The 26,404-nt window shown below is 62.9% G+C and carries 26 protein-coding genes; 10 read left to right on the top strand and 16 right to left on the bottom strand.

Translation table 11 applies throughout. From position 1 onward, the window contains the following. The first annotated feature begins 8 nt into the window (after positions 1-8). The 4 genes from cyoE to AC4LFW_RS17885 all read left to right on the top strand — a co-directional run bounded on the left by cyoE (position 9) and on the right by AC4LFW_RS17885 (position 3,562). Positions 9-908 carry a heme o synthase gene (cyoE, locus tag AC4LFW_RS17900; protein WP_102837206.1) on the top strand — a complete coding sequence of 300 codons (900 nt, stop codon included), beginning with the start codon at positions 9-11 and terminating at the stop codon, positions 906-908. Positions 909-928: 20 nt separating this feature from the next. Further along, complete coding sequence (locus AC4LFW_RS17895; protein ID WP_491820837.1) at positions 929-1,564, top strand: SCO family protein; 636 nt, start codon at positions 929-931, stop codon at positions 1,562-1,564. A gap of 193 nt (positions 1,565-1,757) precedes the next feature. Continuing rightward, entirely contained in the window at positions 1,758-2,795 is a 1,038-nt protein-coding gene (locus AC4LFW_RS17890) for a FecCD family ABC transporter permease (RefSeq protein WP_491820836.1), read from the top strand. Beyond that, complete coding sequence (locus AC4LFW_RS17885; RefSeq protein ID WP_491820835.1) at positions 2,795-3,562, top strand: heme ABC transporter ATP-binding protein; 768 nt, start codon at positions 2,795-2,797, stop codon at positions 3,560-3,562. Before AC4LFW_RS17890 ends, AC4LFW_RS17885 begins: the two co-directional genes overlap by 1 nt. Positions 3,563-3,717: 155 nt before the next feature. Here AC4LFW_RS17885 and AC4LFW_RS17880 read toward each other — a convergent pair whose 3' ends face one another. From AC4LFW_RS17880 to AC4LFW_RS17870, 3 genes are read right to left on the bottom strand one after another with little or no spacing between them, the layout of a single operon-like run. Then, on the bottom strand, positions 3,718-4,491 hold the full coding sequence (locus AC4LFW_RS17880; protein ID WP_491820834.1) for a MetQ/NlpA family ABC transporter substrate-binding protein: 774 nt from the start codon (positions 4,489-4,491) through the stop codon (positions 3,718-3,720). Between the two features lie 43 nt (positions 4,492-4,534). Continuing rightward, complete coding sequence (locus AC4LFW_RS17875; protein WP_417781142.1) at positions 4,535-5,212, bottom strand: methionine ABC transporter permease; 678 nt, start codon at positions 5,210-5,212, stop codon at positions 4,535-4,537. Further along, positions 5,212-6,219 (bottom strand): methionine ABC transporter ATP-binding protein, encoded by a 1,008-nt coding sequence (locus AC4LFW_RS17870; protein ID WP_491820832.1) that lies wholly within the window; start codon positions 6,217-6,219, stop codon positions 5,212-5,214. The genes AC4LFW_RS17875 and AC4LFW_RS17870 overlap by 1 nt, the downstream gene beginning before the upstream one ends. A 223-nt stretch (positions 6,220-6,442) precedes the next feature. Here AC4LFW_RS17870 and katE point away from each other — a divergent pair, with 223 nt between their 5' ends. Then, positions 6,443-8,626: a catalase HPII gene (katE, locus tag AC4LFW_RS17865; protein ID WP_491820830.1), complete on the top strand. Its 2,184-nt coding sequence runs from the start codon at positions 6,443-6,445 to the stop codon at positions 8,624-8,626. 69 nt (positions 8,627-8,695) lie between these two features. On the opposite strand, the gene AC4LFW_RS17860 is transcribed toward katE, so the two are convergent. The 4 genes from AC4LFW_RS17860 to AC4LFW_RS17845 are packed head-to-tail and all read right to left on the bottom strand — an operon-like array spanning position 8,696 to position 11,237. Continuing rightward, entirely contained in the window at positions 8,696-9,187 is a 492-nt protein-coding gene (locus AC4LFW_RS17860; protein WP_491820828.1) for a YgjP-like metallopeptidase domain-containing protein, read from the bottom strand. A gap of 4 nt (positions 9,188-9,191) precedes the next feature. Beyond that, positions 9,192-9,977 (bottom strand): zinc ABC transporter permease subunit ZnuB, encoded by a 786-nt coding sequence (gene znuB / locus AC4LFW_RS17855; protein WP_491820827.1) that lies wholly within the window; start codon positions 9,975-9,977, stop codon positions 9,192-9,194. A 7-nt stretch (positions 9,978-9,984) separates the two neighbouring features. After that, positions 9,985-10,755, bottom strand: coding sequence for a zinc ABC transporter ATP-binding protein ZnuC (gene znuC / locus AC4LFW_RS17850; protein WP_491820825.1), 771 nt, complete (start codon positions 10,753-10,755; stop codon positions 9,985-9,987). Beyond that, a complete protein-coding gene (locus tag AC4LFW_RS17845; RefSeq protein ID WP_491820823.1) occupies positions 10,752-11,237 on the bottom strand; it encodes a Fur family transcriptional regulator in 486 nt (161 codons plus the stop codon). Before AC4LFW_RS17845 ends, znuC begins: the two co-directional genes overlap by 4 nt. Positions 11,238-11,269: 32 nt before the next feature. On the opposite strand from AC4LFW_RS17845, the gene znuA reads away from it, so the two are divergent. The 3 genes from znuA to AC4LFW_RS17830 all read left to right on the top strand — a co-directional run bounded on the left by znuA (position 11,270) and on the right by AC4LFW_RS17830 (position 15,325). Continuing rightward, on the top strand, positions 11,270-12,304 hold the full coding sequence (znuA, locus tag AC4LFW_RS17840; RefSeq protein WP_491820821.1) for a zinc ABC transporter substrate-binding protein ZnuA: 1,035 nt from the start codon (positions 11,270-11,272) through the stop codon (positions 12,302-12,304). 153 nt (positions 12,305-12,457) lie between these two features. Beyond that, complete coding sequence (locus AC4LFW_RS17835; RefSeq protein ID WP_491820819.1) at positions 12,458-14,608, top strand: adenosylcobalamin-dependent ribonucleoside-diphosphate reductase; 2,151 nt, start codon at positions 12,458-12,460, stop codon at positions 14,606-14,608. 21 nt (positions 14,609-14,629) lie between these two features. Continuing rightward, complete coding sequence (locus tag AC4LFW_RS17830; RefSeq protein ID WP_491820817.1) at positions 14,630-15,325, top strand: TSCPD domain-containing protein; 696 nt, start codon at positions 14,630-14,632, stop codon at positions 15,323-15,325. Between the two features lie 132 nt (positions 15,326-15,457). Here the strand turns inward: AC4LFW_RS17830 and ppnN are convergent, their stop codons facing one another. From ppnN to AC4LFW_RS17815, 3 genes are all read right to left on the bottom strand, one after another. Further along, positions 15,458-16,831 (bottom strand): nucleotide 5'-monophosphate nucleosidase PpnN, encoded by a 1,374-nt coding sequence (ppnN, locus tag AC4LFW_RS17825; protein ID WP_491820815.1) that lies wholly within the window; start codon positions 16,829-16,831, stop codon positions 15,458-15,460. Between the two features lie 412 nt (positions 16,832-17,243). Continuing rightward, entirely contained in the window at positions 17,244-18,194 is a 951-nt protein-coding gene (locus AC4LFW_RS17820; RefSeq protein ID WP_491820813.1) for a homoserine kinase, read from the bottom strand. Positions 18,195-18,226: 32 nt separating this feature from the next. Further along, entirely contained in the window at positions 18,227-18,508 is a 282-nt protein-coding gene (locus AC4LFW_RS17815) for a DUF2782 domain-containing protein (protein WP_491820811.1), read from the bottom strand. 76 nt (positions 18,509-18,584) lie between these two features. Here AC4LFW_RS17815 and polA point away from each other — a divergent pair, with 76 nt between their 5' ends. After that, entirely contained in the window at positions 18,585-21,329 is a 2,745-nt protein-coding gene (gene polA / locus AC4LFW_RS17810) for a DNA polymerase I (RefSeq protein WP_491820809.1), read from the top strand. Between the two features lie 497 nt (positions 21,330-21,826). On the opposite strand, the gene AC4LFW_RS17805 is transcribed toward polA, so the two are convergent. The 6 genes from AC4LFW_RS17805 to AC4LFW_RS17780 all read right to left on the bottom strand — a co-directional run bounded on the left by AC4LFW_RS17805 (position 21,827) and on the right by AC4LFW_RS17780 (position 25,622). Then, on the bottom strand, positions 21,827-23,743 hold the full coding sequence (locus tag AC4LFW_RS17805; RefSeq protein ID WP_491822172.1) for a DUF7844 domain-containing protein: 1,917 nt from the start codon (positions 23,741-23,743) through the stop codon (positions 21,827-21,829). Positions 23,744-23,790: 47 nt separating this feature from the next. Beyond that, complete coding sequence (locus AC4LFW_RS17800; RefSeq protein WP_491820807.1) at positions 23,791-24,111, bottom strand: DUF2388 domain-containing protein; 321 nt, start codon at positions 24,109-24,111, stop codon at positions 23,791-23,793. 25 nt (positions 24,112-24,136) lie between these two features. Then, entirely contained in the window at positions 24,137-24,430 is a 294-nt protein-coding gene (locus AC4LFW_RS17795) for a DUF2388 domain-containing protein (protein ID WP_491820805.1), read from the bottom strand. Between the two features lie 83 nt (positions 24,431-24,513). Then, on the bottom strand, positions 24,514-24,831 hold the full coding sequence (locus AC4LFW_RS17790) for a DUF2388 domain-containing protein (protein WP_491820803.1): 318 nt from the start codon (positions 24,829-24,831) through the stop codon (positions 24,514-24,516). A gap of 105 nt (positions 24,832-24,936) precedes the next feature. After that, entirely contained in the window at positions 24,937-25,137 is a 201-nt protein-coding gene (locus AC4LFW_RS17785) for a DUF1127 domain-containing protein (protein WP_491820801.1), read from the bottom strand. A gap of 164 nt (positions 25,138-25,301) precedes the next feature. Beyond that, the gene (locus tag AC4LFW_RS17780; RefSeq protein WP_491820799.1) at positions 25,302-25,622 is read right to left on the bottom strand and encodes a putative quinol monooxygenase; all 321 of its coding nucleotides are present in this window, start codon (positions 25,620-25,622) and stop codon (positions 25,302-25,304) included. A gap of 152 nt (positions 25,623-25,774) precedes the next feature. On the opposite strand from AC4LFW_RS17780, the gene mdaB reads away from it, so the two are divergent. Beyond that, positions 25,775-26,359, top strand: coding sequence for an NADPH:quinone oxidoreductase MdaB (gene mdaB / locus AC4LFW_RS17775; protein WP_491820797.1), 585 nt, complete (start codon positions 25,775-25,777; stop codon positions 26,357-26,359). The last annotated feature ends 45 nt before the right edge of the window (positions 26,360-26,404 follow it).

The raw sequence follows: 26,404 nt of genomic DNA, 5'->3' as shown, positions 1-26,404 counted from the left end.
GGGAACCCATGGCCACTCTCATCAGCGAACGCGGCGCCCAGGCGATCTGGCGCGATTATCTGGAGCTGACCAAGCCCAGGGTGGTGGTCCTGATGCTCATCACCTCCCTGGTGGGCATGTTTCTCGCGACGCGCTCGGGCGTACCCTGGACGGTGCTGTTATTTGGCAACCTGGGCATTGCGCTCTGCGCCGGTGGCGCGGCTGCGATCAACCATGTGGTGGACCGCCGAATCGACCTGGAAATGGCGCGCACCCACAAGCGGCCACTGGCGCAAGGGCGGGTCGCGCCGGCCGCTGCGTTGCTGTTCGCCCTGGTGCTCAGCGTGGCCGGGATGGCCCTGCTGCTGACCTTTACCAATGCGCTAGCGGCCTGGCTGACGCTGGCCTCGCTGATCGGTTATGCGGTGATCTACACCGGCTTTCTCAAGCGCGCCACGCCGCAGAACATCGTCATCGGCGGACTGGCCGGGGCTGCTCCGCCGCTGCTTGGCTGGGTCGCGGTGACCGGCCAGGTAACCGCCGAACCGCTGCTGCTGGTGCTGATCATCTTCGCCTGGACCCCTCCGCACTTCTGGGCTTTGGCGATTCACCGCAAGGACGAATACGCCAAGGTCAACGTGCCGATGCTGCCGGTGACCCACGGCGAGCATTACACCAAGGTGCACATCCTGCTCTATACGGCGATGCTTCTGGCCGTCAGCGTCATGCCCTTCGCCATCCACATGAGCGGCCCCCTGTACCTCGCGGCGGCCGTGCTGCTGGGCGCGCGCTTCCTGTTCTGGACGGTCGTGCTCTATCGCGACAGCCGCCCACATGCGGCCATCAAGACCTTCAAGTTCAGCATCTGGTACCTGTTTGCGCTGTTCATCGCCTTGCTGGTTGATCATTATCTGCCGCTGACCTTTTAAGCCGGGCGCCAGGGACCTCAATGACACGCATCCAGAAAACCGTATTCATCCTCGTGGCGCTGGTTGCGCTGGTCATCGGCCTGACGGTCTACAAGGTGCTCAACACCGAACAGCAGCTCGACACCGCCGAGCTGCTCGATGCCGGCATCGTCATGCTGCCCCAGGGCCGTGACATGCCGGACCTGACGCTGACCAACCAGGACGGCGAGCCGGTATCCATGGCGCAACTGGAAGGGCAGTGGAACCTGCTGTTCTTTGGCTACACCTTCTGCCCGGACATCTGCCCCGCAACGCTGGCAGAACTGCGTCAGCTGCGCGGCAAGCTTCCTGAAGACGTGAATCAGCGGCTGCAGCCGATCCTCGTCAGTGTCGACCCCGAGCGCGACACGCCGGAGCAATTGAAGAAGTATCTGGATTACTTCGGTGCGGGCTTCATTGGCCTGACCGGCCCGCTGGACGATATCCAGACTCTTGCCAACGCGGCAGGTGTGCCCTTTATTCCGGGCGACACCTCGAAGGAAAACTACACCGTCGACCATGGGGGCAACCTTGCCCTGATCGGGCCGGATGGTCGCCTGAGAGGCTTCGTCCGTGGCCCGCTGCGTACCGAAAAGCTCGCCGAGCAGCTGCCGGTGCTGCTCAGAAGCGAGGGTTGAGCCTCAGGACAAATGACCCGACCAGTGCGGCTGCGGGTTGGGGTCAGCTTGGGTTCCAATTCGAACAGGCGCGCCAGCAGATGCCGCGGGCGATGTATTGGCAAAGACAGATCCACCCGCCGTTGCCCGCGGAGCTGGCGGCGCTGTCCGCAGCCTTTTATCCTTACGCCCAGGCCCTTACCGACATATCCCGATGACGCGCGTTTTACCCCCGCGCCCGCTGTTCGTACTGCTGGCGGTTCTGTTGCTGCTGTCCATCTGGTTATCGCTGGCATTGGGGCCGGTCAGCCTTGCGCCGGGCGACACCTGGCGCGCCGTATTGAACCTCGCGGGCCTGGGCGAAGCCGATCCTCAGCTGGCCCAGGCCGAACTCATCCTCGGACAGATCCGTTTGCCCCGTACGCTGCTGGGGCTCGCGGTCGGTGCGGTTCTGGCGCTGACAGGGGTGGCGATGCAGGGGTTGTTTCGCAATCCGCTGGCCGATCCGGGGCTGATCGGCGTGTCCAGCGGCGCGGCGTTGGGCGCAGCGGTGGCCATCGTCTTTGGTTCCGCACTGGGCGGTGTGCCGGCTGCGTTCGAACCCTATTTACTGTCGGCCAGCGCATTTGCCGGGGGGCTGGTGGTGACTGCCACGGTCTATCGGCTGGGCCGGCGCGAGGGTCAGACCAGTGTCGCCACCATGCTGCTTGCCGGTATCGCCCTGACGGCATTGGCGGGGGCGGCCATTGGCCTGTTCACCTACCTCGCCGATGACGCCACCCTGCGGACCCTGACCTTCTGGAACCTGGGCAGCCTCAACGGCGCGAGCTACGCCAGGCTCTGGCCGCTGCTGGTCATCGTCATGGGCGTGGCGCTCTGGTTGCCACGTCGTGCGGCAGCGCTGAATGCCTTGCTGCTGGGTGAATCCGAAGCGCGGCACCTGGGCTTTCAGATCGAACGCCTCAAGCGCGAGCTGGTGTTTCTCACCGCCCTTGGCGTCGGCGCGGCGGTGGCGGCGGCGGGGCTGATCGGCTTTATCGGCCTGGTGGTGCCGCATCTGATTCGCCTGCTCAGCGGGCCGGATCATCGCGTGCTGCTGCCCGCTTCGGCGCTGGCGGGTGCCAGTCTGCTGCTGTTAGCCGACCTGCTGGCGCGGCTGCTGCTGGCACCGGCCGAGCTGCCGATCGGTATCGTCACCGCATTGCTCGGCGCACCTTTCTTTCTCTTCCTGCTGGTTCGGGGGCGCAACTGATGCTCCGCGCGGAAAACCTCGAAGTGCGCCGCGGAACCCGTTGCGTCCTGCAGGGTATCGAGCTGCAATTGCGAGCCGGTGAGGTCTTTGGTGTCCTGGGGCCGAACGGTGCCGGCAAGAGCAGCCTGCTCGGCGCGCTCAGTGGTGAACTCTCGGCCAATGCCGGGCGCGTCCTGTTGGCGGATCGCCCGCTGCATGAGTGGCCTTCGCACGAACGTGCCCAGCGCCTGGCGGTGTTGCCGCAGCAGTCCAGCCTGAGCTTTGGCTTTCGCGTGGAGGAGGTGGTCGCCATGGGCCGCCTGCCCCACGCAGAAGGGCGTGCGGCGGATCGGCTGATCGTCGAGCAGGCCTTGGCTGCGGCTGATGCCAGGCACCTGGAAGGTCGCAGTTACCTGTCGCTGTCCGGGGGTGAACGCCAGCGGGTACACCTGGCGCGGGTGCTGGCGCAGCTCTGGCCCGGCGCTGAAGGTCGGGTGCTGCTGCTCGACGAGCCGACCTCTGCCCTCGATCCCCTGCATCAGCACAGCACCTTGCAGGCCGTACGCGGCTTTGCCGAACACGGCGCGGCGGTGCTGGTGATCCTTCATGATCTCAATCTGGCGGCGCGCTATTGCGATCGGCTGCTGCTTCTGCATGACGGCCAGGCACACCTGCAGGGGGCCGTCGAAGCGGTGCTGCAGCCTGATCCGCTGCGTGAAGTGTTTGGTTTGGATGTACTGGTGCAGCGTCATCCCGAGCGGGGGCATCCGCTGGTGGTGGTGCGATAGTACGCTTATGAGCAGCGCCGGCCTGTAGGAGAGGAACTTGCTCGCGAAGCACTTCGCTGTGGTAGGTGCTCGAACCTGTCCACTGCATCGATGCGATCCTCTACCGCATAAAAAACCCCGCACAAGGCGGGGTTCGTTGGGCCAGCTCTTAGGCGTCAGAACGCCGGGACCACGGCGCCTTTGTACTTCTCGTTGATGAACTGCTTGACCTCTTCACTGTGCAGCGCTTCGATCAGCTTCTGCATGGCGGCGCTGTCCTTGTTGTCCGGACGGGCAACCAGGATGTTCACGTAGGGCGAGTCGCTGCCTTCGATGTACAGGGCGTCTTCGGTGGGGTTGAGCTTGGCTTCCAGCGCGTAGTTAGTATTGATCAGCGCCAGGTCGACCTGGGTCAGGACACGCGGAAGGGTCGCGGCTTCCAGCTCGCGAATCTTGATGTTCTTCGGGTTCTCGGCGATGTCCTTTGGCGTGGCGGTGATACCCGCGCCGTCCTTCAGGGTGATCACGCCGGCCTTCTGCAACAGCAGCAGCGCGCGGCCGCCGTTGGTGGCGTCATTGGGGATGACGACGGTGGCGCCCTTGGGCAGCTCGTCGAGGGACTTCAGTTTGCTCGAGTAGGCGCCGAAGGGCTCGATGTGTACGCCTGCAACGCTGACCAGCTCGGTGCCCTTGCCCTTGTTGAATTCATCCAGGTACGGCTGGTGCTGGAAGAAGTTGGCGTCCAGGCGTTTCTCCGATACCTGGATGTTGGGCTGCACATAATCGGTGAAGACCTTCACTTTCAGATCGACGCCCTGTTCGGCCAGCTGGGGTTTGACGAACTCGAGAATTTCGGCGTGCGGAACGGCCGTCGCGGCGACGTTCAGTTCATCGGCGGCGTGGGCGGAGAAAGCCGCGACAGCGGCCAGGGCAGCGAGCAGTTTTTTCATGGAGGGCTCCTTGTGGGTTCCTGTAGCAGTGCCGGTTAGGCAGTTATTTTCTGGAAAAATGCGTTACCAGCTTGTCGCCAACGCTCTGCAGCACCTGCACCAGGACCAGCAGCAGAACGACCGTGACCACCATGACGTCCGTCTGGAAGCGCTGGTAGCCGAAGCGGATGGCCAGATCGCCGAGCCCGCCCGCACCCACCACGCCAGCCATGGCGGTGTAGGAAACCAGCGTGATAGCGGTGACGGTGACGGCGGCAATGATGCCTGGGCGGGCTTCGGGCAGCAGCGCATTGAAGATGATCTGCCGAGTGGTGGCACCCATCGCTTGAGTGGCCTCGATAATGCCGCGGTCTACTTCGCGCAGCGCGGTTTCCACCAGTCGCGCAAAGAAGGGCGCCGCGCCCACCACCAACGGGGGAATTGCCCCGGCGACGCCCAGCGAGGTGCCGGTAACCAGCACCGTGAAGGGAATCATCACGATCAGCAGGATGATGAACGGCAACGATCGGAGCACGTTCACCACAAAGGACAGAAAGCCGTACAGCGGGCCGTTTTCGAACAGCTGGCGCGGGCCGGTAAGAAACAGCAGCACGCCCAGCGGCAGGCCGAGGAGGATGGTGAACAGCAGCGATCCGCCGAGCATCAGCAGGGTGTCCAGGGTCGCCAGCCAGATCTCGTACCAGTCGACATTCCCCAATAAAGAGCTGAACAAAGCGTCCATCAGCGCAGCACCTCCACGTGCACGTCAGCGGCATCGAGTTGGGCCAGGGCGGCGGCCATGTCGCCGCCTACCAATGCCAGGGTCAGCTGGCCGTAGGGGGTGTCTTTGATGCGGTCGATACGGCCGGAAAGAATGCTGAAATCCACGCCGGTTTCCCGAGCTACGGTGCCGAGCAACGGCTTGTAGGTGGCATCGCCCTGGAAGGTCAGGCGCAGAATCCGGCCGGGTACATGGGCGAAATCGTCACGCTGCTCGCCTTCGTCGACCGCTTCGTCTTCAAGGACGAAACGTTGCGTGGTCGGATGCTTCGGGTGCAGGAACACCTCGGTGACCGGCCCCTGTTCGACGATAGCACCGCCGTCCATCACCGCGACGCGGTCGCATACGCGGCGAATCACGTCCATCTCGTGGGTGATCAGCACGATGGTCAGCTTCAGCTCGGCATTGATCTCCGCCAGCAGCTGCAGCACCGAGGCGGTGGTCTGCGGGTCCAGGGCGCTGGTGGCTTCGTCGCAGAGCAGGATGTCCGGCTCGGTGGCCAGTGCCCGGGCGATCCCGACGCGCTGCTTCTGGCCACCGGACAGCTGCGCCGGGTACTTGCGTGCCTGATCCTTGAGGCCGACACGTTCGAGCAGGGCGGCCACACGGCTGTCGATCTCGCTGCGTGAATGGTTGCCGGCCAGGCGCAGGGGCATGGCGACATTATCGGCCACAGTCTTGGACATCAGCAGGTTGAAATGCTGAAAGATCATCCCGACGCGCTGGCGGAAGCGGCGCAGGCCGTTGGCGTCGAGCGCGGTGACATCTTGTCCGTTGACTAGAATGCGCCCACCGGACGGTTCTTCCAGACGGTTGATCAGGCGCAGCAGGGTGCTCTTGCCTGCACCGGAATGGCCGATCAGACCGAACACTTCACCGGAAGCTATTTCCAGCTGCGTCGGTTGCAGCGCGGGAATATCGCGGCCGGCGGTCCGATAGGTTTTGTGGACTTGGTGGAATTCGATCACGGGCGAACCTTGTGGGTGCGGTCGTCTGTGCCGGGATAGTCGGCGAAAGGCGAGCATTCTACGCGTTTGCGCTTCACCGGCGTAGCGAACCTGCAGTTATTGAGGTACGCCATCGGACCGATTGATTGGTCAAATCACCGCACAGCGCAACCTTGCGGGGCTTTACCGGGTCACTAACCGGTACGCCGTGAATTGATCAAGCGTTGGGCCTGCACGGCCCGATTTGTTCGCGGTTCAGCCACCCGCTCAACCGAGGCCCATGATGACGGAAAACAAAGATCCAAAGCACAGCGAACTCGCCGGTACCGACACCGTCGATCGCAAGAATCACAACGCCAAGCTCGATCAGCTCGAAACCTTCCGCTCCGATGCCACGGGCGAAGCCCTCACCACGAACCAGGGCGTGAAGATCGCTGATAATCAGAACACGCTGAAGGCAGGTGAACGCGGTCCGTCGCTGCTCGAAGACTTCATCATGCGCGAGAAGCTCACGCACTTCGATCACGAGCGCATCCCCGAGCGCATCGTGCACGCCCGCGGCTCGGCTGCCCACGGCGTGTTCGTCAGCTACGACGACCACAGTTCATTGACCAAAGCGTCCTTCCTCGCCGGCAAAGGCAAGGAAACGCCGGTATTCGTGCGTTTTTCCACCGTGCAGGGCTCGCGCGGCTCGGCCGATACCGTGCGCGACGTGCGCGGCTTCGCCACCAAGTTCTATACCGATGAAGGCATTTTCGACCTGGTCGGCAACAACATGCCGGTGTTCTTCATCCAGGACGCGATCAAATTTCCGGACTTCGTGCATGCAGTGAAGCCCGAGCCGCACAACGAGATCCCCCAGGGCCAGTCCGCCCACGACAGTTTCTGGGACTTCGTTTCACTGACGCCCGAGTCAGCGCACATGGTCATCTGGGCCATGTCCGACCGCGGCATCCCACGCAGCCTGCGGGCCATGGAAGGGTTCGGCGTGCATACCTTCCGCCTGATCAATGCCGAGGGTGTGAGCCGCTTCGTCAAGTTCCACTGGAAGCCTGTGGCCGGTGCGTTCTCGCTGGTCTGGGACGAGACGCTGAAGCTCGCCGGCAAGGACCCGGACTTCAACCGCCGCGATCTCTGGGAATCCATCGAGATGGGCGACTATTTCGAGTGGGAGCTGGGCGTGCAGGTGGTGGAAGAGGCCGACGAGCACAAGTTCGACTTCGACCTGCTGGACCCGACCAAGATCATTCCTGAAGAGCTGGTGCCGGTGCAGAAGCTCGGCAAGATGACCCTCAATCGCAACCCGGACAACTTTTTCGCCGAGACCGAGCAGGCCGCCTTCCATATTGGCCATATCGTGCCCGGCATCGATTTCACCAACGATCCGCTGCTGCAGGGCCGGCTGTTTTCCTACACCGACACCCAGCTGCTGCGCCTCGGTGGGCCGAATTTCCATGAAATCCCGATCAACCGTTCGATCGCGCCGGTGCACAACAATCAGCGCGATGCCTTTCACCGGCAGACGATCAACAAGGGCCGCGCCAACTACGAGCCCAACTCCATCGACAGCGGCTGGCCGAAGGAAACGCCGCCTGCTGCCAGCGGTGGTGGCTTCGAGAGCTATCCGGAGCGGATGGAAGGGCACAAGGTGCGGGCACGCAGCCCCTCGTTCGGCGATCACTTCTCCCAGGCCACGTTGTTCTGGAACAGCATGAGCGCGCCGGAGAAGGAACACATCATCGGCGCCTACAGCTTCGAGCTGGGCAAGGTCGAACGGGTGTTCATCCGTGAGCGCCAGGTCAACGAGATCCTCGCCAATATCGACCTGGAGCTGGCGCGTCGCGTCGCGGAAAACATCGGCGTGACACCGCCTACAGCCCCGACCATCACCCTCAAGCAGCCAAACCCGGCCAGCTCACCGGCGCTGAGCCTGATGAATCATCTGTCGGGCAATATCAAGTCGCGCAAAGTGGCCATCCTTATCGCCAACGGTGTGGACGGTAAGGCTATCGAGGCTTTCAAGCAGAAGCTGGCAGACGAGGGCGCAATCGCCAAGCTGATCGGGCCGTCACCGGCGCCGGTGAAGACCGCCGACGGCAAGATGCTCACGCCTGACGCGGCAATGGACGGCATGCCTTCGATCGCTTTCGATGCGGTCTTCGTGCCGGGCGGCGCGCAGAGCGTGCAGGCCATGGCCAAGTCCGGCGTGGCCAAGCACTACCTGCTCGAAGCCTACAAGCACCTCAAGCCGATCGCGGTACTGGGTGATGCCCGGCAGCTGCTCACAGCCCTCAACCTGCCGGAAGATGCCGGTCTGGTGACCGGTGAGGATAGCGATGTCGCCACGGTGTTCACGGCGTTCGCGCAGGCACTGGCGCAACACCGGATCTGGGCGCGCGAGGCGGCGGCGGAGCAGGTGCCGGCGTAACTGCAGCAGCGTAACAAGGCGGCCCGGTTGATTCCGGGCCGCCTTTTTTGTGTCTGCAGCAGCCTGTGGTTAAGTCAGTTCGCGCCAGTGCAGGTAGCAGCGCAGGTCGAACTCGGTTTGCGCATAGCCGGGCATCATGTGTTCGCAGAGCTTGTAGAACGCCCGGTTGTGGTCGCTCTCGCGCAGGTGCGCCAGTTCGTGCACGACGATCATCTGCAAGAACTCCGGCGCTGCTTCCTTGAACAGCGCGGCGACGCGAATCTCCTTCTTCGCCTTGAGCTTGCCGCCTTGCACACGAGACACCGCCGTGTGCAGGCCCAGCGCGCGATGGGTGAGGTCGAGGCGGTTGTCGTAAAGCACCTTGTCGATGCTCGGTGCGCTCTTGAGATGACTCTGGCGCAACTGCTGGACGTAGCCATACAGTGCCTTGTCGCTTTGTACCTGATGGCGTTGCGGATAACAGCGCTCCAGGTAGTCGCCCAACCGCTGCTCTTCGATCATCCGGCGAACCTGATCCTGCAATGATGCGGGATAGCCCTGCAGGTATTTCAGCGTGGTCATCGGTCTAGTTCCGGCGCGGCCAGGCAAAGCTGAGCAGAAACATGGCCGCGGCAGACACCACGATCGAGGGGCCGGCCGGCGTGTCCTGATACCACGATAGGGAGAGGCCGCAGCACACCGCCAGCAGGCCCAGCAGGCTGGCGCCCATGGCCATTTGTTCCGGGGTGCGCGCGTGGCGCTGTGCGGCAGCGGCGGGAATGATCAGCAGCGAGGTGATCAGGAGCACGCCGACAATCTTCATGGCCACGGCTATCACGATGGCGATCAGCAGCATCAAGGCCAGGCGGATACCGGCCACGGGCAGGCCTTCCACCTTTGCCAGCTCCTCATGCACCGTGACCGCCAACAATGGCCTCCAGAGGAAAGCCAGCGCGAGCAGCACCAGGGCGCTGCCACCAACGATCCAGGCCAGATCGGTCGGGCTGACGGCCAGCAAGTCGCCGAACAGATAGCCCATCAGGTCGATGCGTACGTCCTTCATGAAGCTCAGCGACACCAGGCCGAGGGACAGGCTGCTGTGGGCGAGGATGCCCAGCAGCGTGTCGGATGCCAGCGGCTGGCGCTGCTGCAGGGTCACCAGCAGCACCGCGAGCAACACGCAGCAGAAGGTCACGGCCAGGGTCAGGTTGATGTCCAGCAACAGACCCAGCGCCACGCCGAGCAGGGCGGAGTGGGAAAGGGTGTCGCCAAAGTAGGCCATCCGCCGCCAGACCACGAAGGAACCAAGCGGGCCGGCGACCAGCGCCAGCGCGAGGCCGGCCAATAGTGCATTGAGGAGGAAGTCAGGCATCAGGTTATCAGTGCTTGCAATTCGGGCCGTGGACGTGAGGTTTGCCGGTGACCACGCTGCCATGCAGGTCGTGGCTGTGGTCGTGCTGATGGTGATAGATCGCCAGGCTGCGGGCGTCCTGGCCAAACAGTTCGACAAACGCCGGGTCAGCGCTGACCTGTTCCGGGTGGCCGGAGCAGCAGACGTGGCGATTCAGGCAGACCACCTGGTCGGTGGCGCTCATCACCAAATGCAGGTCGTGGGAGACCATCAGCACGCCGCAGCCATAGCGTTCGCGCAGCCGCCCGATCAGCCGGTACAGCTCGGCCTGGCCGGCGACGTCGACGCCTTGCACCGGCTCGTCCAGCACCAGCAACTCAGGCTGACGCAGCAGGGCGCGGGCCAGCAGCACGCGCTGCATCTCGCCGCCGGAAACCGATTGCAACGGGCTGTCGATGACATGTTCGGCGCCCACTTCGCTCAGCGCCGCCAGCGCAGCGGCGCGGTCGACGCCTGGCACCAGACGCAAGAAGCGCAACACCGACAGCGGCAATGTAGGGTCGACATGCAGCTTCTGCGGCATATAGCCGACGCGCAGCCGCGGCTTGCGCCAGACCGTGCCGCTATCGGGCTTGAGCAAGCCGAGGACGGCGCGCACCAGGGTGGTCTTGCCGGCGCCGTTGGGGCCGATCAGGGTGACGATTTCGCCACGATGGACCTGCAGCTGAGCGCCTTCGAGCACCGTCTGCTTGGCGAAGCGCACATGGATGTCATCCAGGCGGATCAACGCTTCGCTCATGCGGCGTTCCGGCAGGGCGCGCACATGCCGACCACTTCGACCGTCTGGCCTTCGACCTGGAAATCCACCTCGCGCGCGGCCTGGTCGATGGCCTCGCTGATGGCGGGCTGCTCCTGCTCGATGGCGGTGTGACATTTGCGGCAGATCAGGAACTGGCCCTGATGGGGATGCTCCGGGTGATTGCAGCCAATGAAGGCGTTGAGCGAGGCGATGCGGTGCACCAACCCGTTCTCCAGCAGGAAATCCAGCGCCCGGTAAACGGTGGGCGGCGCGGCGCGGCGACCGTCCTGAGCCGTCAGCTCGGCGAGGATGTCGTAGGCGCCGAGCGGCTTGTGGCTCTGCCAGACCAGCTCCAGTACGCGCTTGCGCAGGGCGGTCAGGCGCACACCGGAGCGTTCGCAGAGAAGATCGGCTTCTGCCAGGGCACTGCTGACGCAGTGGTCATGGTCATGGGGCGTGCAGGCCAGCGGGGACTTGGGCATGGGCGGAGACGAGGTGGCTTAGAGACGTTATTATGTTACCTATTCAGTTCAATCGAGTGTTGCCCGTGTTCCGTCTTTTTTCACTTCCCTTGCTTCTCACTGCCAGCCTCTTCACCAGTGTCCAGGCCCATGCCGAGGTCGAGGTGCTGACCAGCATCAAGCCCTTGCAACTCATCGCCGCTGCCGTTCAGGACGGTGTCGGCAAGCCTGAGGTCCTGCTGCCGCCAGGCGCCTCGCCCCATCATTACGCCATGCGCCCATCCGACGTACGGCAGCTGCGCAGCGCCGATCTCGTCTATTGGATAGGCCCTGACATGGAGACTTTTCTGGAACCGCTGCTGAGCGGCCGCAAAGGCCCGAGCGTCGCCGTACAGTCCATTCCGGGGCTGACGCTGCGCCACTTTGGCGAGGCAGCTGGCAACCATGCTGAACATGACCATGAAGCCGAGCACGCTCACGATGAAGATGGCCATGACGGCCATGATCATGGAGCTACCGAGACAACGGCTGCCAGCCACGACGAACACGATCATGCCCATCGCCCCGGCAGCCTGGACGCGCACCTCTGGTTGCTGCCTGCCAATGCCGTGGCTATCGCCGAAGTGATGGCCAGGGACATGGCCAAAGCCGACCCGGCAAACGCCCAGCGCTACGAGGCCAACCTGGCGGCGTTCAAGCAGCGCCTGGCTGCTCTCGATGAACGGCTGAACAAGCGCCTGAGTGAGACGCGCGCCAAGCCCTTCTTTGTCTTTCACGAGGCCTATGAGTATTTCGAGTCGGCCTACAACATCAAGCACGCCGGTGTGTTCAGTGCAGGTGGCGAAGCCCAGCCGGGCGCGCGACACGTTGCCGCGATGCGTGAGCGTCTGGAGCAGGCCGGCCCGAGCTGCGTGTTCTACGAGCCACCGGTGCGCCCGCGTCTGGTTGACAGCCTGACCCGCGGACTCCCGGTTAAGGTCGCCGAACTGGATGCACTCGGCTACGACATCGAGGTTTCAGCGGGTGGCTACGAGCAACTGATCGATAACCTCGGCAACTCGCTGGCAGGCTGCCTCGAGTCGCTCTGACCCGCTACAGGGCACCCCAATGGGCAGCTCAGCCGTTGGGCGTTTCGATGGGTTGTCCGTCGGTGACTTGATGCGTGTCATTCGAGCTTCTGGCATCGCTGACTATGCTTCGTGCTTTGGTTTCCACTCCATCGACACGAGGTTGCGCTGCGCATGGCGAGGACGAACGGGCCCATCGAGGCAGAGACGAAAACCACAGCTGACATCGCATTGCAGGCGGCGTCCGAAGATATCTGGGCACAGAAATACCGCCTGACCCGCAAGGATGGCAGCGCCGTCGATGACAGTGTCGACGCCACCTGGCAGCGGGTGGCGCGAGCACTCTCCGAGGTGGAAACCCCGGAAACCCGTGAGCTCTGGTACGAGCGCTTCCTCTGGGCGCTGCGCAACGGCGCGATCCCTGCTGGACGGATCATTTCCAACGCCGGTGCGCAGGACTACAAACCGGCCACCTCGACGATCAACTGCACCGTATCCGGCACCATCAATGACTCGATGGATGACATCCTCGGCAAGGTCCATGAAGCCGGCCTGACGCTCAAGGCCGGCTGCGGCATCGGCTATGAGTTCAGCACGCTTCGGCCGCGCGGCTCCTTTGTCTCCGGCGCCGGCGCGCATACCAGCGGCCCGCTGTCGTTCATGGATATCTTCGACAAGATGTGCTTCACCGTCAGCTCCGCCGGCGGACGTCGCGGCGCGCAGATGGGCACCTTCGACGTCGGCCACCCGGACGTGCGCGAATTCATCCGCGCCAAACGCGAGGACGGCAGGCTGCGCCAGTTCAACCTCAGCCTGCTGATCACCGATGAGTTCATGCAGGCCGTGGAGGCGGACCAGGACTGGCCGCTGATCTTCCCGCTACACCTCAAGGAAAAGGCCGACCACGACCTCGACGACCCGGAGCAGGTGCTCTGGCGCGAATGGCCGAGCCATGATGGCTACATCGTCCGCGACGACGGTCTGGTCGCCTGCAGGATCTATGGGCGGGCCAAGGCGCGACATCTGTGGGACATGATCATGGTGTCCACCTACGACTACGCCGAGCCAGGCTTCATCCTCATCGACCGCGTCAACCAGCTGAACAACAACTGGTGGTGCGAGGCAATTCGGGCGACCAATCCTTGCGGTGAGCAGCCACTGCCGCCCTATGGCTCCTGCCTGCTGGGCTCGATCAACCTGACCCGCTTCGTCATCGACCCGTTCGGCGCCGAGGCGCGCTTCGATTGGGACAGGTACCGCGAAGTAGTGCGCCTGTTCACCCGGATGCTCGACAACGTGGTGGAGATCAACGGATTGCCGCTGGCGCAGCAGCGTCACGAAATCGAGAGCAAGCGCCGCCACGGCATGGGTTTCCTCGGACTCGGCTCGGCCCTGACCCTGCTCAAGCTGCGTTATGGCAGCCCGGAAGCCTGCGTATTCACTGAAGAGGTGGCCCGCGAGATGGCGCTGGTCGGCTGGGAAGAGGCGCTGGCGTTGTCGAAGGAGAAGGGCCCCGCGCCGCTACTGGCCGAGACCTTCGAGGTCACTGCCGAGATGCTGCGCAAGCGTCCCGAAATGAACAAGGACGGCTACAAGGTCGGCGATCTAGTGCCGGGCCGGGTGCTACACGCCAGATATTCGCGCTACATGCAGAAGATCGCCGAATACGCCCCCGAGCTGATCGAGCAACTCGCCGAGCAGGGCGCGCGTTTCACCCACCACAGCTCCATCGCGCCCACCGGCACCATCAGCCTGAGCCTGGCCAACAACGCCTCCAACGGCATCGAGCCGAGCTTCGCCCATCAGTACTCGCGCAACCTGATCCGCCCGGGGCGCAAGGCCAAGGAAAAGATCGAGGTGTTCAGCTACGAGTTGCTGGCCTATCGCACCCTGATCAACCCGCAGGCCACGCCGGCCGCCACCGAGTCGGGGCAGAAGCTGCCGGAGTACTTCATCACCGCCGACGATGTTACCCCGACCCAGCACGTCGACATCCAGGCCGCCGCGCAGAAGTGGGTCGACTCGTCGATCTCAAAGACCGCCAACGTGCCCACCGACTATCCCTTCGAGGCGTTCAAGGATATCTACCGCTACGCCTGGCACCAGGGCCTCAAGGGCTGCACCACCTTCCGCTTCAACCCGGCCGCCTTCCAGGGCGTGCTGGTCAAGGAGGCTGACCTGGAGAAGACCCTGTACCGCTTCATCCTCGAGGACGGCAGTGTGGTCGAGCTCAAAGGCAACGAAGAGGTCGAGTACGACGGTGAGGTCAATTCCGCCGCCAACCTGTTCGACGCACTCAAAGAAGGCTATTACGGCAAGTATTGAGCCCCGACTGGAGAACCCGCAATGACCGTAAAAATCACGCAGCGCATCAAGGGCTTCAAGGTCGTCGACGAAACCCTCGAGCGGCCCGCCGTCAGTGCTGACAACGCCACCGGAAAAGCCAACGTGGTGGAAATGGACGAAAGCCTGCAGCGGCCGGAAACCCTGGTCGGCATGACCTACAAGATCAAGTCGCCGCTGTTCGAGCACGCGCTCTATGTCACCGTCAACGATGTCGTCCTCAACGCTGGCACGCCCCACGAGCAGCGACGCCCGTTCGAGATATTCATCAACTCGAAGAACATGGATCACTTCCAGTGGATCGTCGCGCTCACCCGCATCATGTCCGCGGTGTTCCGCAAGGGCGGGGATTGCACCTTTCTCGTCGAGGAACTGAAAGCGGTGTTCGATCCCCGCGGCGGCTACCTCAAGAAGGGCGGGGTCTATATGCCGTCCATCGTGGCCGAGATCGGCGGCGTTCTGGAGCGGCATCTGATCGCTATCGGCATGCTCGAAGGTCATGCGCTGGATGAAGCCCAGCTCAAGTACCTGGCCGAAAAGCGCGCCGCCTACGAAACCAGCCAGGGTGCGGTCACGGTGGAGCCGGGCGAGGGCTTCCCCGCCGGCGCGCAGCTGTGCAGCAAGTGCAATACCCAGGCGGTGGTGCAGATGGATGGCTGCGCGACGTGTCTGAATTGTGGCAATTCGAAGTGTGGGTGAGCAGGGTTGGATTACGCCTTCGGACCGTCGGATTACGCCTTCGGCTAATCCAACCTACGATGGCTGGGCATGTTAGCTGCCTGTAGGACGGAATCGCCGAAGGCGCTTCCGTCGTTTACCGCGTACAGGACCTCAGGTCACCACGCGATAGCACGGCTCATAGGGGCGGCCGCCGGGCAGTTTCATACGGTGCTGGACGACGAACGCCTGTAGCAGCTTGTCCAGCGGCTTCATGATCGCCGGGTCGCCGTGGATCTCGTAGCGGCCGAACTCTTCGATGCGGCGGATGCCCTTGTCCTTGACGTTGCCCGCCACGATGCCGGAGAAGGCGCGGCGCAGGTTCGCCGCCAACAGATGCGGCGGCACATCGCGAGTCAGCTGCAGGCTGGCCATGTTCTCGTGAGTAGGGTCGAAGGGGTGCTGGAAGCCTTCCTCGATCTTCAGCAGCCAGTTGAAATGGAAGGCATCGTTGCGCTCCCGGCGGAACTGCTTGACCGCCTTCAAGCCTTCGGACATCTGCCGGGCCACCTCGGTCGGGTTGTCGATGATGATCTGATAGAGCCCCTGTGCCTTCTCGCCGAGCGTGGCGCCGACGAAATCGCGTATCTGCTCCAGATAGGGCGCAGCGCTTTCCGGGCCGGTGAGGATGACGGGGAAAGGCACGTCGCGGTTGTCCGGGTGCAGCAGAATGCCAAGCAGATACAGGAACTCCTCTGCCGTGCCGACCCCGCCGGGGAAGATGATGATGCCGTGACCGACGCGGACGAAAGCTTCCAGGCGCTTTTCGATATCCGGGAGGATCACCAGTTCGTTGACGATCGGGTTCGGCGCCTCGGCAGCGATGATGCCCGGCTCGGTCAGGCCCAGGTAACGGCCGCCGACGATGCGTTGCTTGGCGTGGGCGATGGTCGCGCCCTTCATCGGACCCTTCATCACACCTGGGCCGCAACCGGTGCAGATGTTCAGGTTGCGCAGGCCCAGCTCATGGCCGACGCGCTTGCTGTACTTGTATTCCTCGGTGCTGATCGAGTGCCCGCCCCAGCACACCACCATGTTCGGCTCGACACCGGGGCGCAGCGTGCGGGCGTTGCGCAGCAGGTGGAAGACGTAATCGGTGATGCCCTGAGAGTTGCTCAGGTCGATGCGTGGGCTGCCCAGTTCGCTTTCGGTGTAGACAATGTCACGCAGCGCGCTGAAGAGCATTTCGCGGGTACTGGCGATCATCTCGCCATCGACGAAGGCATCGGCAGGGGCGTTGAGCAGCTCCAGGCGCACGCCGCGATCCTGCTGATGGATGCGCACCTCGAAGTCATCGTAGGCCTCGAGGATGGTCTTGGCGTTGTCGATACGCGCGCCGGTGTTGAGGATCGCCAGAACGCATTGGCGGAAAAGCGTGTAGGTGCTGCCGCAGCCCGCTTCGCTCAGTTGCTGGACTTCCCGTTGGGACAGCGTCTCCAGACTACCTTTCGGGGTAACCGAGGCATTGATTACATAGCGTGAGGTCATGCATGTGTTCCCTGAAAACAATGCGGCCCGGCCGGAGCGGCCAGGCGCATCGGGATATTGAGCGCCCAAGCTTCTGGCAGGGGTGCGTTAGTAAAGTCATCCGGACGGGCGTTGCACCAAGTGCTGGACAGCGGGTAATCGCAGTGAAGGATCTTGTCGCTGCAGGCGAATGGCTGAGACCGGTCATGTAGCCCCAGCCGCAACGAGGAGCAGGGTCGGGGTGTACTTGACGCCGAACCGATGAAAATGTTCCTCGAGATCGCCGCTGAGGCAGAGCTCAAAGCTTGGATGCAGCCCGTACGACCGATTGGTGTGCAGGATTCGACAACGAGGATGGCTGTTTGATTGCACATATCAATGCCGTCCCAGCCGTTTGCGCACAGCCGCGGCGCGACCGCGTTCTGGGTTGCGCTCAGAAGGCAAACGGCAGGGCGCTGTGGCAGTGTTGGCGGGCGCTGAGCATGCGGCGGAATTCTTCGGGGTCCTTGATCAATACGGGTTGACCAGCGAACCTTTGCGCAGCGATGAGCCGCGAAAACCAGAAGCGTACGCAGGCCACACGGAGCATCGGCCGCCACAGCTCGGCCTCGGCCGGGGTGAAGCGGCGCAGGCTGGAGTAAGCGGCCAGCAGCGCCTCGCAGCGCGCCTCGTCGATTTCGCCGTTGGGGTGCGAGCACCAGTCATTCACGGTTATGGCGATGTCGTAGAGCATCGGTCCCGAGCAGGCGTTGTAGAAATCGATGACACCGGTCAGGTGGCTGCCTTCGAACAGCAGGTTGTCGCGAAACAGGTCGGCGTGCAGGTTCGCACGGGGAAGGGCAAGAATCTTCGGCTTCAGCTCGGCGATCTCGGCCAGGCTGTTACGTAGCAATGGCAAATGGTCCTCGCCCATCGACAGGGCCAGGCCTGGACCTTCCTCCTGCATCCAGTCCAGGCCGCGGTCGCTGCGCCGCTCGATGATCTGGTCGCGCGTCGCCAGGTGCAGCTGGGCCAGCAGCCTGCCCACTTCGGCGCAGTGGTGCGTATTGGGTGAGGCGACATGTTTGCCCGCCAGGCGCGGCTGCAGCAGTGCTGGTTTTTCCGCCAACGTGCGCAAGGCTTCGCCGCGGTCGGTACGCAGCGCATAGGGCACTGGCAGGCCGGCGCGGTGAAGCACGTCGAGCAGTTCGACAAAAAATGGCAAGTCCTGGCTCGGCCCGCGCTCGATCAGGGTCAGAACATATTCGCCCTGCTCTAGGCTGATGAAGAAGTTGCTGTTCTCGCTGCCGGCAGCAATGCCCTCGAAGCTACGCAGGCGTCCAAGTCCATAGGGCGCCAGAAATATCTCGAGTTCTTCGCGTTGCAGGGGCGTGAATACCGACATGAGTGACTTCCATTACGTGTGCAGGCGACAGCTTACCAGCTGAAGATTTCCCAGGCTGGGATGAGCATATCCGGCCTGTCGGCACGAATGAAATTGCTGTCGCCGTCGGCTCGCACGAGAAAATAGGGCTTGCCGTTCTTCGGCGTGATCTTTACCGCATAAAGGAAGCCGTTGACGCGATATTCCTCGACCGTGCGCTCGCCTTCCTGGCGGATCGTCACGTCGGGCTCGCCTTCGACGGGCTCCTGGGCATAACCGCTCAGCGGTGCCAGGGCCAGCAGGCCGGCCAGCATCAGAGGTTTGATTGTGCGCATGATAACCTTGTCCCTTTGTCGTCAAGTGGTCCGATGCATTCTAGCCGCGGGCCCGCCGAAAAGGTTGATCCTGCTCATGAGCCAAGCGCCCCTCGTTCTGGTGGACGGTTCGTCCTACCTCTACCGCGCCTTTCACGCCCTGCCGCCCCTGACCACCTCGACAGGCAAGCCCACCGGGGCGGTCAAGGGCGTGTTGAACATGCTGTTGTCACTGCGCCGGCAATACCCGGACAGCCCCTTCGCGGTGGTTTTCGATGCCAAGGGCCCGACCTTCCGCGACACGCTGTTCGCTGACTACAAGTCCCACCGTCCGCCAATGCCCGATGACCTGCGCGGTCAGGTCGAGCCGCTGCACGCCAGCGTGCGTGCACTGGGCATGCCACTGCTGTGCGTCGATGGCGTCGAGGCGGACGACGTGATTGGAACACTGGCGCGTCAGTGTGCCGCGCTCAAGCGCGACGTGATCATCTCCACCGGCGACAAGGACATGGCGCAGCTGGTCTGCCCGCACGTCACCCTGGTCAACACCATGACCGGTAGCGTCTATGACATCGAAGGTGTGAAGAACAAGTTCGGCGTTGGCCCGGAGCTGATCATCGACTTCCTCGCCCTGATGGGTGACAAGGTCGACAACATCCCGGGCGTGCCCGGTGTCGGCGAGAAGACCGCCTGTGGCCTGCTCAACGGCATCCCCGGTGGGATCAAGGGGCTCTACGAGAATCTCGACAAGGTTTGCGACCTGCCGATTCGCGGTGCCAAGTCGCTGGCCGCCAAGCTCGAGGAGCACCGCGAGGCGGCGTTCATGTCCTACGAGCTTGCGACCATCAAGATCGACGTGCCGCTGGACGTGGAAGTGGGCGACCTGATGCCGGGCGAGCCGCACCGCGAAGCGCTGATCGCGCTCTACCGCGAGCTGGAATTCAAGAACTGGCTCGAAGAACTGCTGCGCGATGCGAAGGCTGCCGGGGAAAACTGCGAGGTGCAGCCCGAGGGTTGCTCGATCCAGGCAGAAGCCGAATACAGCACCATCTTCGAGCAGGCCGAGTTCGATGCCTGGCTCGAACGCCTGAAGAGCGCCGAGTGCTTCGCCTTCGATACCGAGACCACCAGCCTGGACGCGCAAAAGGCGCAACTGGTCGGCGTCTCCTTCGCCATCGAAGCCGGCAAGGCGGCCTATGTGCCGCTGGCCCACAGCTACATGGGCGTGCCGCAGCAGCTCGAGCTGGATGCCGTGCTCGGCGCGCTCAAGCCGCTGCTGGAGGATGCCGGCAAGCGCAAGATCTGCCAGCACGGCAAGTACGACATGAACGTGCTGATGCACTACGGCATCGAGATGCGCGGCATGACCTTCGATACCATGCTCGAATCCTATGTGCTCGACGCCACGGCCACGCGCCACGACATGGACAGCCTGGCGCTCAAGTACCTCGGCCGCGGCACCATCCGCTTCGAGGACATCGCCGGCAAGGGCGCCAAGCAGCTGACCTTCGACCAGATCGCCGTCGAGCAGGCCGGGCCCTACGCTGCCGAGGACGCCGACGTCACCCTGCGCCTGCACCAGACCCTGATGAGCAAGCTCGAAGCCACGCCGTCGCTGCTCAAGGTGCTCAACGAAATCGAGATGCCGCTGGTGCCTGTGCTGGCGCGCATCGAGCGCAACGGTGCGCTGGTCGATGCCAACCTGCTGGGGCTGCAGAGCGTCGAGATCGGTAACAAGCTCGTCGAGCTGGAGCGCGAGGCCTATGAGATTGCCGGCGAGGAATTCAACCTCGGCTCGCCCAAGCAGCTCTGCGCGATCCTTTATGACAAGCTCGGCTGCCCGGTGCTGTCGAAGACCGCCGGCGGCCAGCCGTCCACCGCTGAAAGCGTGCTCGCCGACCTGGCCGAGAAGGATTACCCGCTGCCCAAGGTGATCATGCAGCACCGCAGCCTGAGCAAGCTCAAGGGCACCTACACTGACAAGCTGCCGTTGCAGATCAATCCGCGCACCGGACGCATTCACACCAGCTACCACCAGGCCGTGACGGCGACCGGGCGGTTGTCATCGTCAGATCCGAACCTGCAGAACATCCCGATCCGCACTGCCGAGGGGCGGCGCATTCGCCAGGCCTTCGTCGCCGCACCGGGCTACAAGCTCCTGGCGGCGGATTACTCGCAGATCGAGCTGCGCATCATGGCGCACCTGGCGCAGGACGCCGGTCTGCTGCATGCCTTCCAGAACGACCTGGACGTGCACCGCGCCACCGCCGCGGAAGTGTTCGGCGTCGAGCTGGATCAGGTGAGCAACGATCAGAGACGCAGCGCCAAGGCGATCAACTTCGGGCTGATTTACGGCATGAGCGCGTTTGGTCTGGCCAAGCAGATCGATGTCGGTCGCGGCGAAGCCCAGGCCTACATCGACCGCTACTTCGCCCGCTATCCCGGCGTGCTCGCCTACATGGAGCGCACCCGCACGCAAGCAGCGGAGCAGGGGTTCGTCGAGACGCTGTTCGGCCGTCGGTTGTATCTGCCGGAGATTAATTCGAAGAACGGCGCCATGCGCAAAGGCGCCGAGCGCACGGCTATCAACGCACCGATGCAGGGCACCGCGGCGGACATCATCAAGCGCGCCATGATCGCGGTGGATAACTGGCTGCAGGAGAGCGGGTTGGATGCGCGCGTCATCCTCCAGGTGCACGACGAACTGGTGGTCGAGGTTCGGGAAGATCTGGTCCAACAGGTTCGTGAAAAGATCCTGCCGCTGATGAGCGGAGCCGCGCAGCTGGATGTGCCGCTGCTGGTCGAGGCTGGGGTTGGCAACAACTGGGACGAGGCACACTGACGCAGGAAACCAACCGGGATGCCGCTGACGTGCCCTCTGTTAGGGCGCTCGGTTCCCCTGAGCGAAAAGAGGCAGTTTCTTGCGCCTCGAAAGGGCGCCGCTGGGCTGGCGTGACGCGGCGCGATGCTCCGTTTTAGAGCAGTTCTGCTCGATTCTTAAAAATAATTTCGTTTCGTATTGAACTCGTGGATCTAAAGCCTGGTCATAGGCTACGAAGGGTGTAAAAGCCCTTCGATGCTCCTTGTTGTGTTAAGTGTTGGCAGATCTCTGGATACGCCTATGGCGTTCCGGACTTGAACCTCGAACTTCCCCCTCCCCCAACGAAGTTCGAGGTTTTTTTTCGTCCTGAAAAAAGCAGGTGGGTGGCGCCTGTTTGGCGTCGGATGTGCCTTCTCGAATGTCGGATTACGCCTGCGGCTAATCCAGCCTACGTTGGCGCGGCTTGTGGATGCCTTTCGTAGGACGGAATCGCCGCAGGCGCTTCCGTCATTTGGCTGTCAGGGCAGCTGGAGGCCGCCGCTGGCCTTGTGCAGGCTGCGCAGGTGACTGCCGATCTGCGCCAGGTTGGCTTCCACTGCATCCAGTTCGTGTTGAAGCTCCTTGCCAAGCAGCAGTCGGACCTCGTCATTCAAGCTTTCTGTCAGCTGGTTCAACCTTGCCTGGCGCTGGCTACTCTCCTGCTCCAGGCGTTGCCACTCGCTGGCCTGTGGCAGGCCGTAGCCGCTGCCATCGAGTAACTCGGCAGGGCGACTGAGAAATCCGCTGCTGGCCAGGATGCCCTGCAGGGTTTCGTCAGCCTTGGCCAGGTCGTTGTCGCCTCGCTCGCGGCCGCTGAGATAGCGATTCTTCAGTTCTTCCTGCGCCAGCAGCACGTGCCGCCGCAACGCTGCCTGCTCGACCAGCAGCAGCGCGGCACTGGCACGCAGGTCGGCTTTTTCGATCCATGGGCGGCGCTCGTCGGCACCTAGCGCCAGCCATTGCTCGACGTCGGTCTGGGGCAGCCCGAGACGCTCGCGCAGGACAGAGAACATGGCCTCGTAGCGATCACGATAAGAGTCGAAGCGATAACCCAGGCGCAGTGCTTCGCGCGGGTCGTCGAGCACACTGGCATCAGCGAGGCCCCGGTTGATCAGGATTTCCAGCAGGCCGCTGGGCAGAATGCTGTCCAGTGCAGTGAGCTCGGGCCGTGCGGTGCCGCTGCGCAGCAGTTTGAGTGTCTCCACGGCGCAGTTGTTGGACAGGAAGTAATAATCCCCATCGTAGCTCCAATGCATTTCAGCGCTGCGTTCGACAAGGCTTCTTATTTCATCGCGCTCAAGTTTCAGCGGGATCGAGGCGAGGCTGCGCAGTTCGACCTTGGTGTACTCATCGATCACCTGGCCCAGCGGCAGGACGAACAGGCGCGATGGGTAGACACCGGTCAGACCATCCCAGCTCGACAGCTGCACGTCTCCGACAAAGGCACGGAACGACAGGACCAGGTGATGATCAAGGTCCAGGCGGCACGCAGGCCCGCGCGGACGGCCCGGTGCGCAGATCACCAGGCGCAGCATGCTGTGGCCCCAACGACTGACCCAGGCGTCGTTGGCTTCGGCGAACAGGTAGTCCACCTCAAAGACCTGCTCGGGGTCCAGCGTTACCAGCGGCGTGCGGCCGAAATCATGTCCGGCATTGAGGATCGGCAGATTGCCTTCACACGCCTGGACGCCCTCCGGTTGCCAGCCGAAATGCTCGCTGAAGTAGCGATGCAGCAGGGGGCGACGGCAGGCATAGCTGGGATCGAGGAGAAAGTACTCAAGGTTCACCGCGACGAATTCCAGCGGGCTGGTCAGCTCGTAGCCGTCAGGGCTGCGTGCGACCTGGGCGTTATCCTGCTCGCGCTCGCCGCGCCGGCCAACGCGCTGGGGCCAGCCGGCAAGGTCGAGAAGGCGTGGGTCATCGCTTAAGGTGAGGCGACGTTCGGTCTGGCCGCGACAGCTGTGGGGCAATCCGACCTGGCCAAGACTGCTGGCGCGTTGGCTGCATAAGGCGAGCTGTCTGTAATTCTCTGGCGACCAGAGACGAGCGCGGTCGTACAGATGGGCAGCTTCGTGCACCAGGGTCGCCAGCAGCTCCCGGCGTACCGTGCCATGTGGTCGACTCGTGCGTTCAATGGCCGCGCTGCCATCGGTCAGTGCCGGCAGCAGGCGCCGGTTGAGCAGCACCAGGTTGCCGCCGGCACTGCCGTAGACGTCGTGGGTCAGTCCATCATGCCAGCGCACGCGAACCTCGCGGTCGAGCTGCTCGACCATCCGCGGAGGCAGCGCGGCCATGGCTTCGTCCAGTAGTTGCTGGCTGGATGCGCGTTGAACCGGTTCCAGGTCTTCGTCATCCAGCCTCAGGCGCAGGTCGGCCTGACAGAGGTTGGCAAACATCGTGAGCGCGGTGAGCGCAACGGCTGCACACCAGGCGCGGGGCGTTTTCACTGAGCGAGGATGGCTTCGGCCAGCGCCAGGTCACTGGCTCGCTGGGCTTCTGGGAATGCACTACGCAAGCGGCCGAGCGCGGCTTCCAGCCGCGCGCCACGAATTTCACCCCCGCTGGCGACAAAGCCGGCGGCTTCGTCTCGGGCTTCACTGACGACCTTCATGTCGCTGATGCGGCTGGTCACGTCGGAGGTGAAATTGATGCTGCGATCCAGCGCGTTGACGACGATGTTGCTGGTGGCAACCAGGGTCTGCGCCTGGGCGCCGCTGGCGATAAATGCCAGTGCGAATGACACGGCGATCAGCTTGAGTTTCATGGAACTTCTCGTAAATCAGAGTGGGTCATTGGACGAGGATTGCTTCGGCCAGTTCAAGGTCGCTCGCTTCCAGCTCCGGTTGCCGTTCACGTAACCAGAGCAGTGCGGCTTCAAGACGCGCACCACGACGTTCGCCGTGGCTGGCGATGAATCCGGCTGCGTCATCGCGCGAGTCGAGGATGAGCTTATTGTCGAAGGGGGCGCTGGTCACCTGGCTGGCAACGTAGCTGAAGGCGACGGTACCGCCGGTCAGGCTGTCAAACGCCTGGACGCTATTGCAAAGGCAGCAGCTGAAGAGTGCAAGGTAAAGCGAACGCATGTGAGTCCCGGAGCCGAAACAACAGCTGCCAAGGCTAGCGAAACGCCGGCCCTTGGGCCAGCGTCAGGCTCGCGTCACCTCCGTCAGAGCGCCAGGATTGCGCCGGCCAGCTGCAGGTCGCTTGCTTCCAACGCTGGGGCCTGGGTACGGATGTGTTGCAGGGCAGCTTCCAGCTGAGCGCCACGCGCCTCGCCATTGCTGGCCACGAAGCGGGCTGCATCGTCACGAGCTTCCAGCACAACCTTGTCATCACCCAGGTTCGAGGTGATGTCGGATGTGCCTTCCACTGTATTGACCAGGGAGGCGCCGATAGCGTCGATGGTGCCGGTGATACTCCCGGCCGACGCCGTCCCTGCGGCCAGGCAGGCAGCGGTGGCAACTGACAACAGATACTTGTTCATGATGTTCTCCAGGCTAGACGCGATTTCCCGCTGATAGTCGATTTGACCGTCGCGCGGGCCATGCCGTTCAGCTTACGACGCGAGGCTATCACCCGGAAGATGCCGTCAGCGCCAGAAAGGCTTGCTCAGCTCGTCCTGCCGCTCGCTGTGGCTAATGCCGATGTCCGCCAGTTGGCGGTCATTGAGCGCTGCCAGCTGGCGGCGAGTACGTGTTCGCTTCTGCCATAGGCGAATCAGTTCTGGTATGTGCCGTAGCGATAGGGTGCCGAACGTGGGTATGAGTCTGCGAGTCAGTACGCGCTCCATGTGCCGCTCCTTCCCGAAGTAAACGGGGATGGGTTATGGGCAGATAGAGTCGCGTGCCGGACTGTTGCGATACAGTCACAGGGACTTGGGATTGTGCTGGTTCAGTTGGGCTGATGGCCGAGCTGTACCGCTGTTGCAAATGCACTACTGTTTGCCGCAGCCGGTTACGCGTTCCGGTTGGCGGACGCCGGGCTCAGCATATGGACCGGCCGGATCTCGAAATCGCGAGTCAGGTAATCCATCCGTTGTTCACTGAAGCTACGCATATGCGGCAGTGCACTGTGAGCCTCGAGATGCTCGGCCGATTCCCAGACCTCGTAGAAGATGAACAACGTTGGGTCCTTGGCATCGCGCAGCATGTGGTACTCGATGCAGCCTGCTTCCGCTCGGCTAGGGGCTACGTAGCGCTTGAACAATGCTTCGAATTCAGCGGATTTTTCTGGCCGGGTATGGGCGTGGAGAATGAAAGCACAGGGTTCGCTCATGGGCTGCTCCAGAAGAAAGGTATGCAGCCTAACGCAGTAAAGCGGCACTTATTCATGATTTTCAGTCAATAGGTTTTTGCCGGAACGGCCCTATATCGCGAGATTCGAAATCGTTAGGCTGCTCGCCATTCTCATTTGCTGGAACGAAATCAATGAAGAACATTCTCCTGCTTAACGGCGCTAAGCAATTTGCCCACTCCGATGGCCGCTACAACACAACCATGCATGAGACTGCGTTGAGCTTTCTCGACCGCGCCGGGTTCGACGTCAGGCAAACGCAGATCGATGCTGGCTACGACCTGGCTGAAGAGGTCGCCAAGTACCTCTGGGCTGATGTGATCATCTATCAGATGCCCGGTTGGTGGATGGGCGCGCCCTGGATCGTGAAGAAATACCTCGACGAAGTCTTCACCGAGGGCCATGGCAGCCTCTACGCCAACGATGGCCGGACACGCTCCGATGCCTCGCAGAAGTACGGCAGCGGCGGGTTGCTACAGGGCAAGCAGTACATGATCTCGGCGACCTGGAATGCACCGCAGCAGGCTTTCGACGATCCGACCGATTTCTTCGAAGGCAAGGGCGTCGATGCTGTGTATTTCCCTTTCCACAAGGCTAACGAGTTCCTTGGCTTGACAGGTCTGCCAACGTTTATCTGTGTCGATGTCATGAAGCAGCCTGCCATCGAGGCGGACATAAAGCGCTACGAGGCGCATCTGGCCGCGGTGTTCGGCCTCTGATTCGGCAAAAAACAAAACCCCTCGCGGCCGGGCCGGGAGGGGTTT

The organism is Stutzerimonas sp. C6.4V (assembly GCF_058536345.1).
Note: the sequence above shows the minus strand (reverse complement) of the source record. Positions and strands in the feature narration are given on the sequence as shown.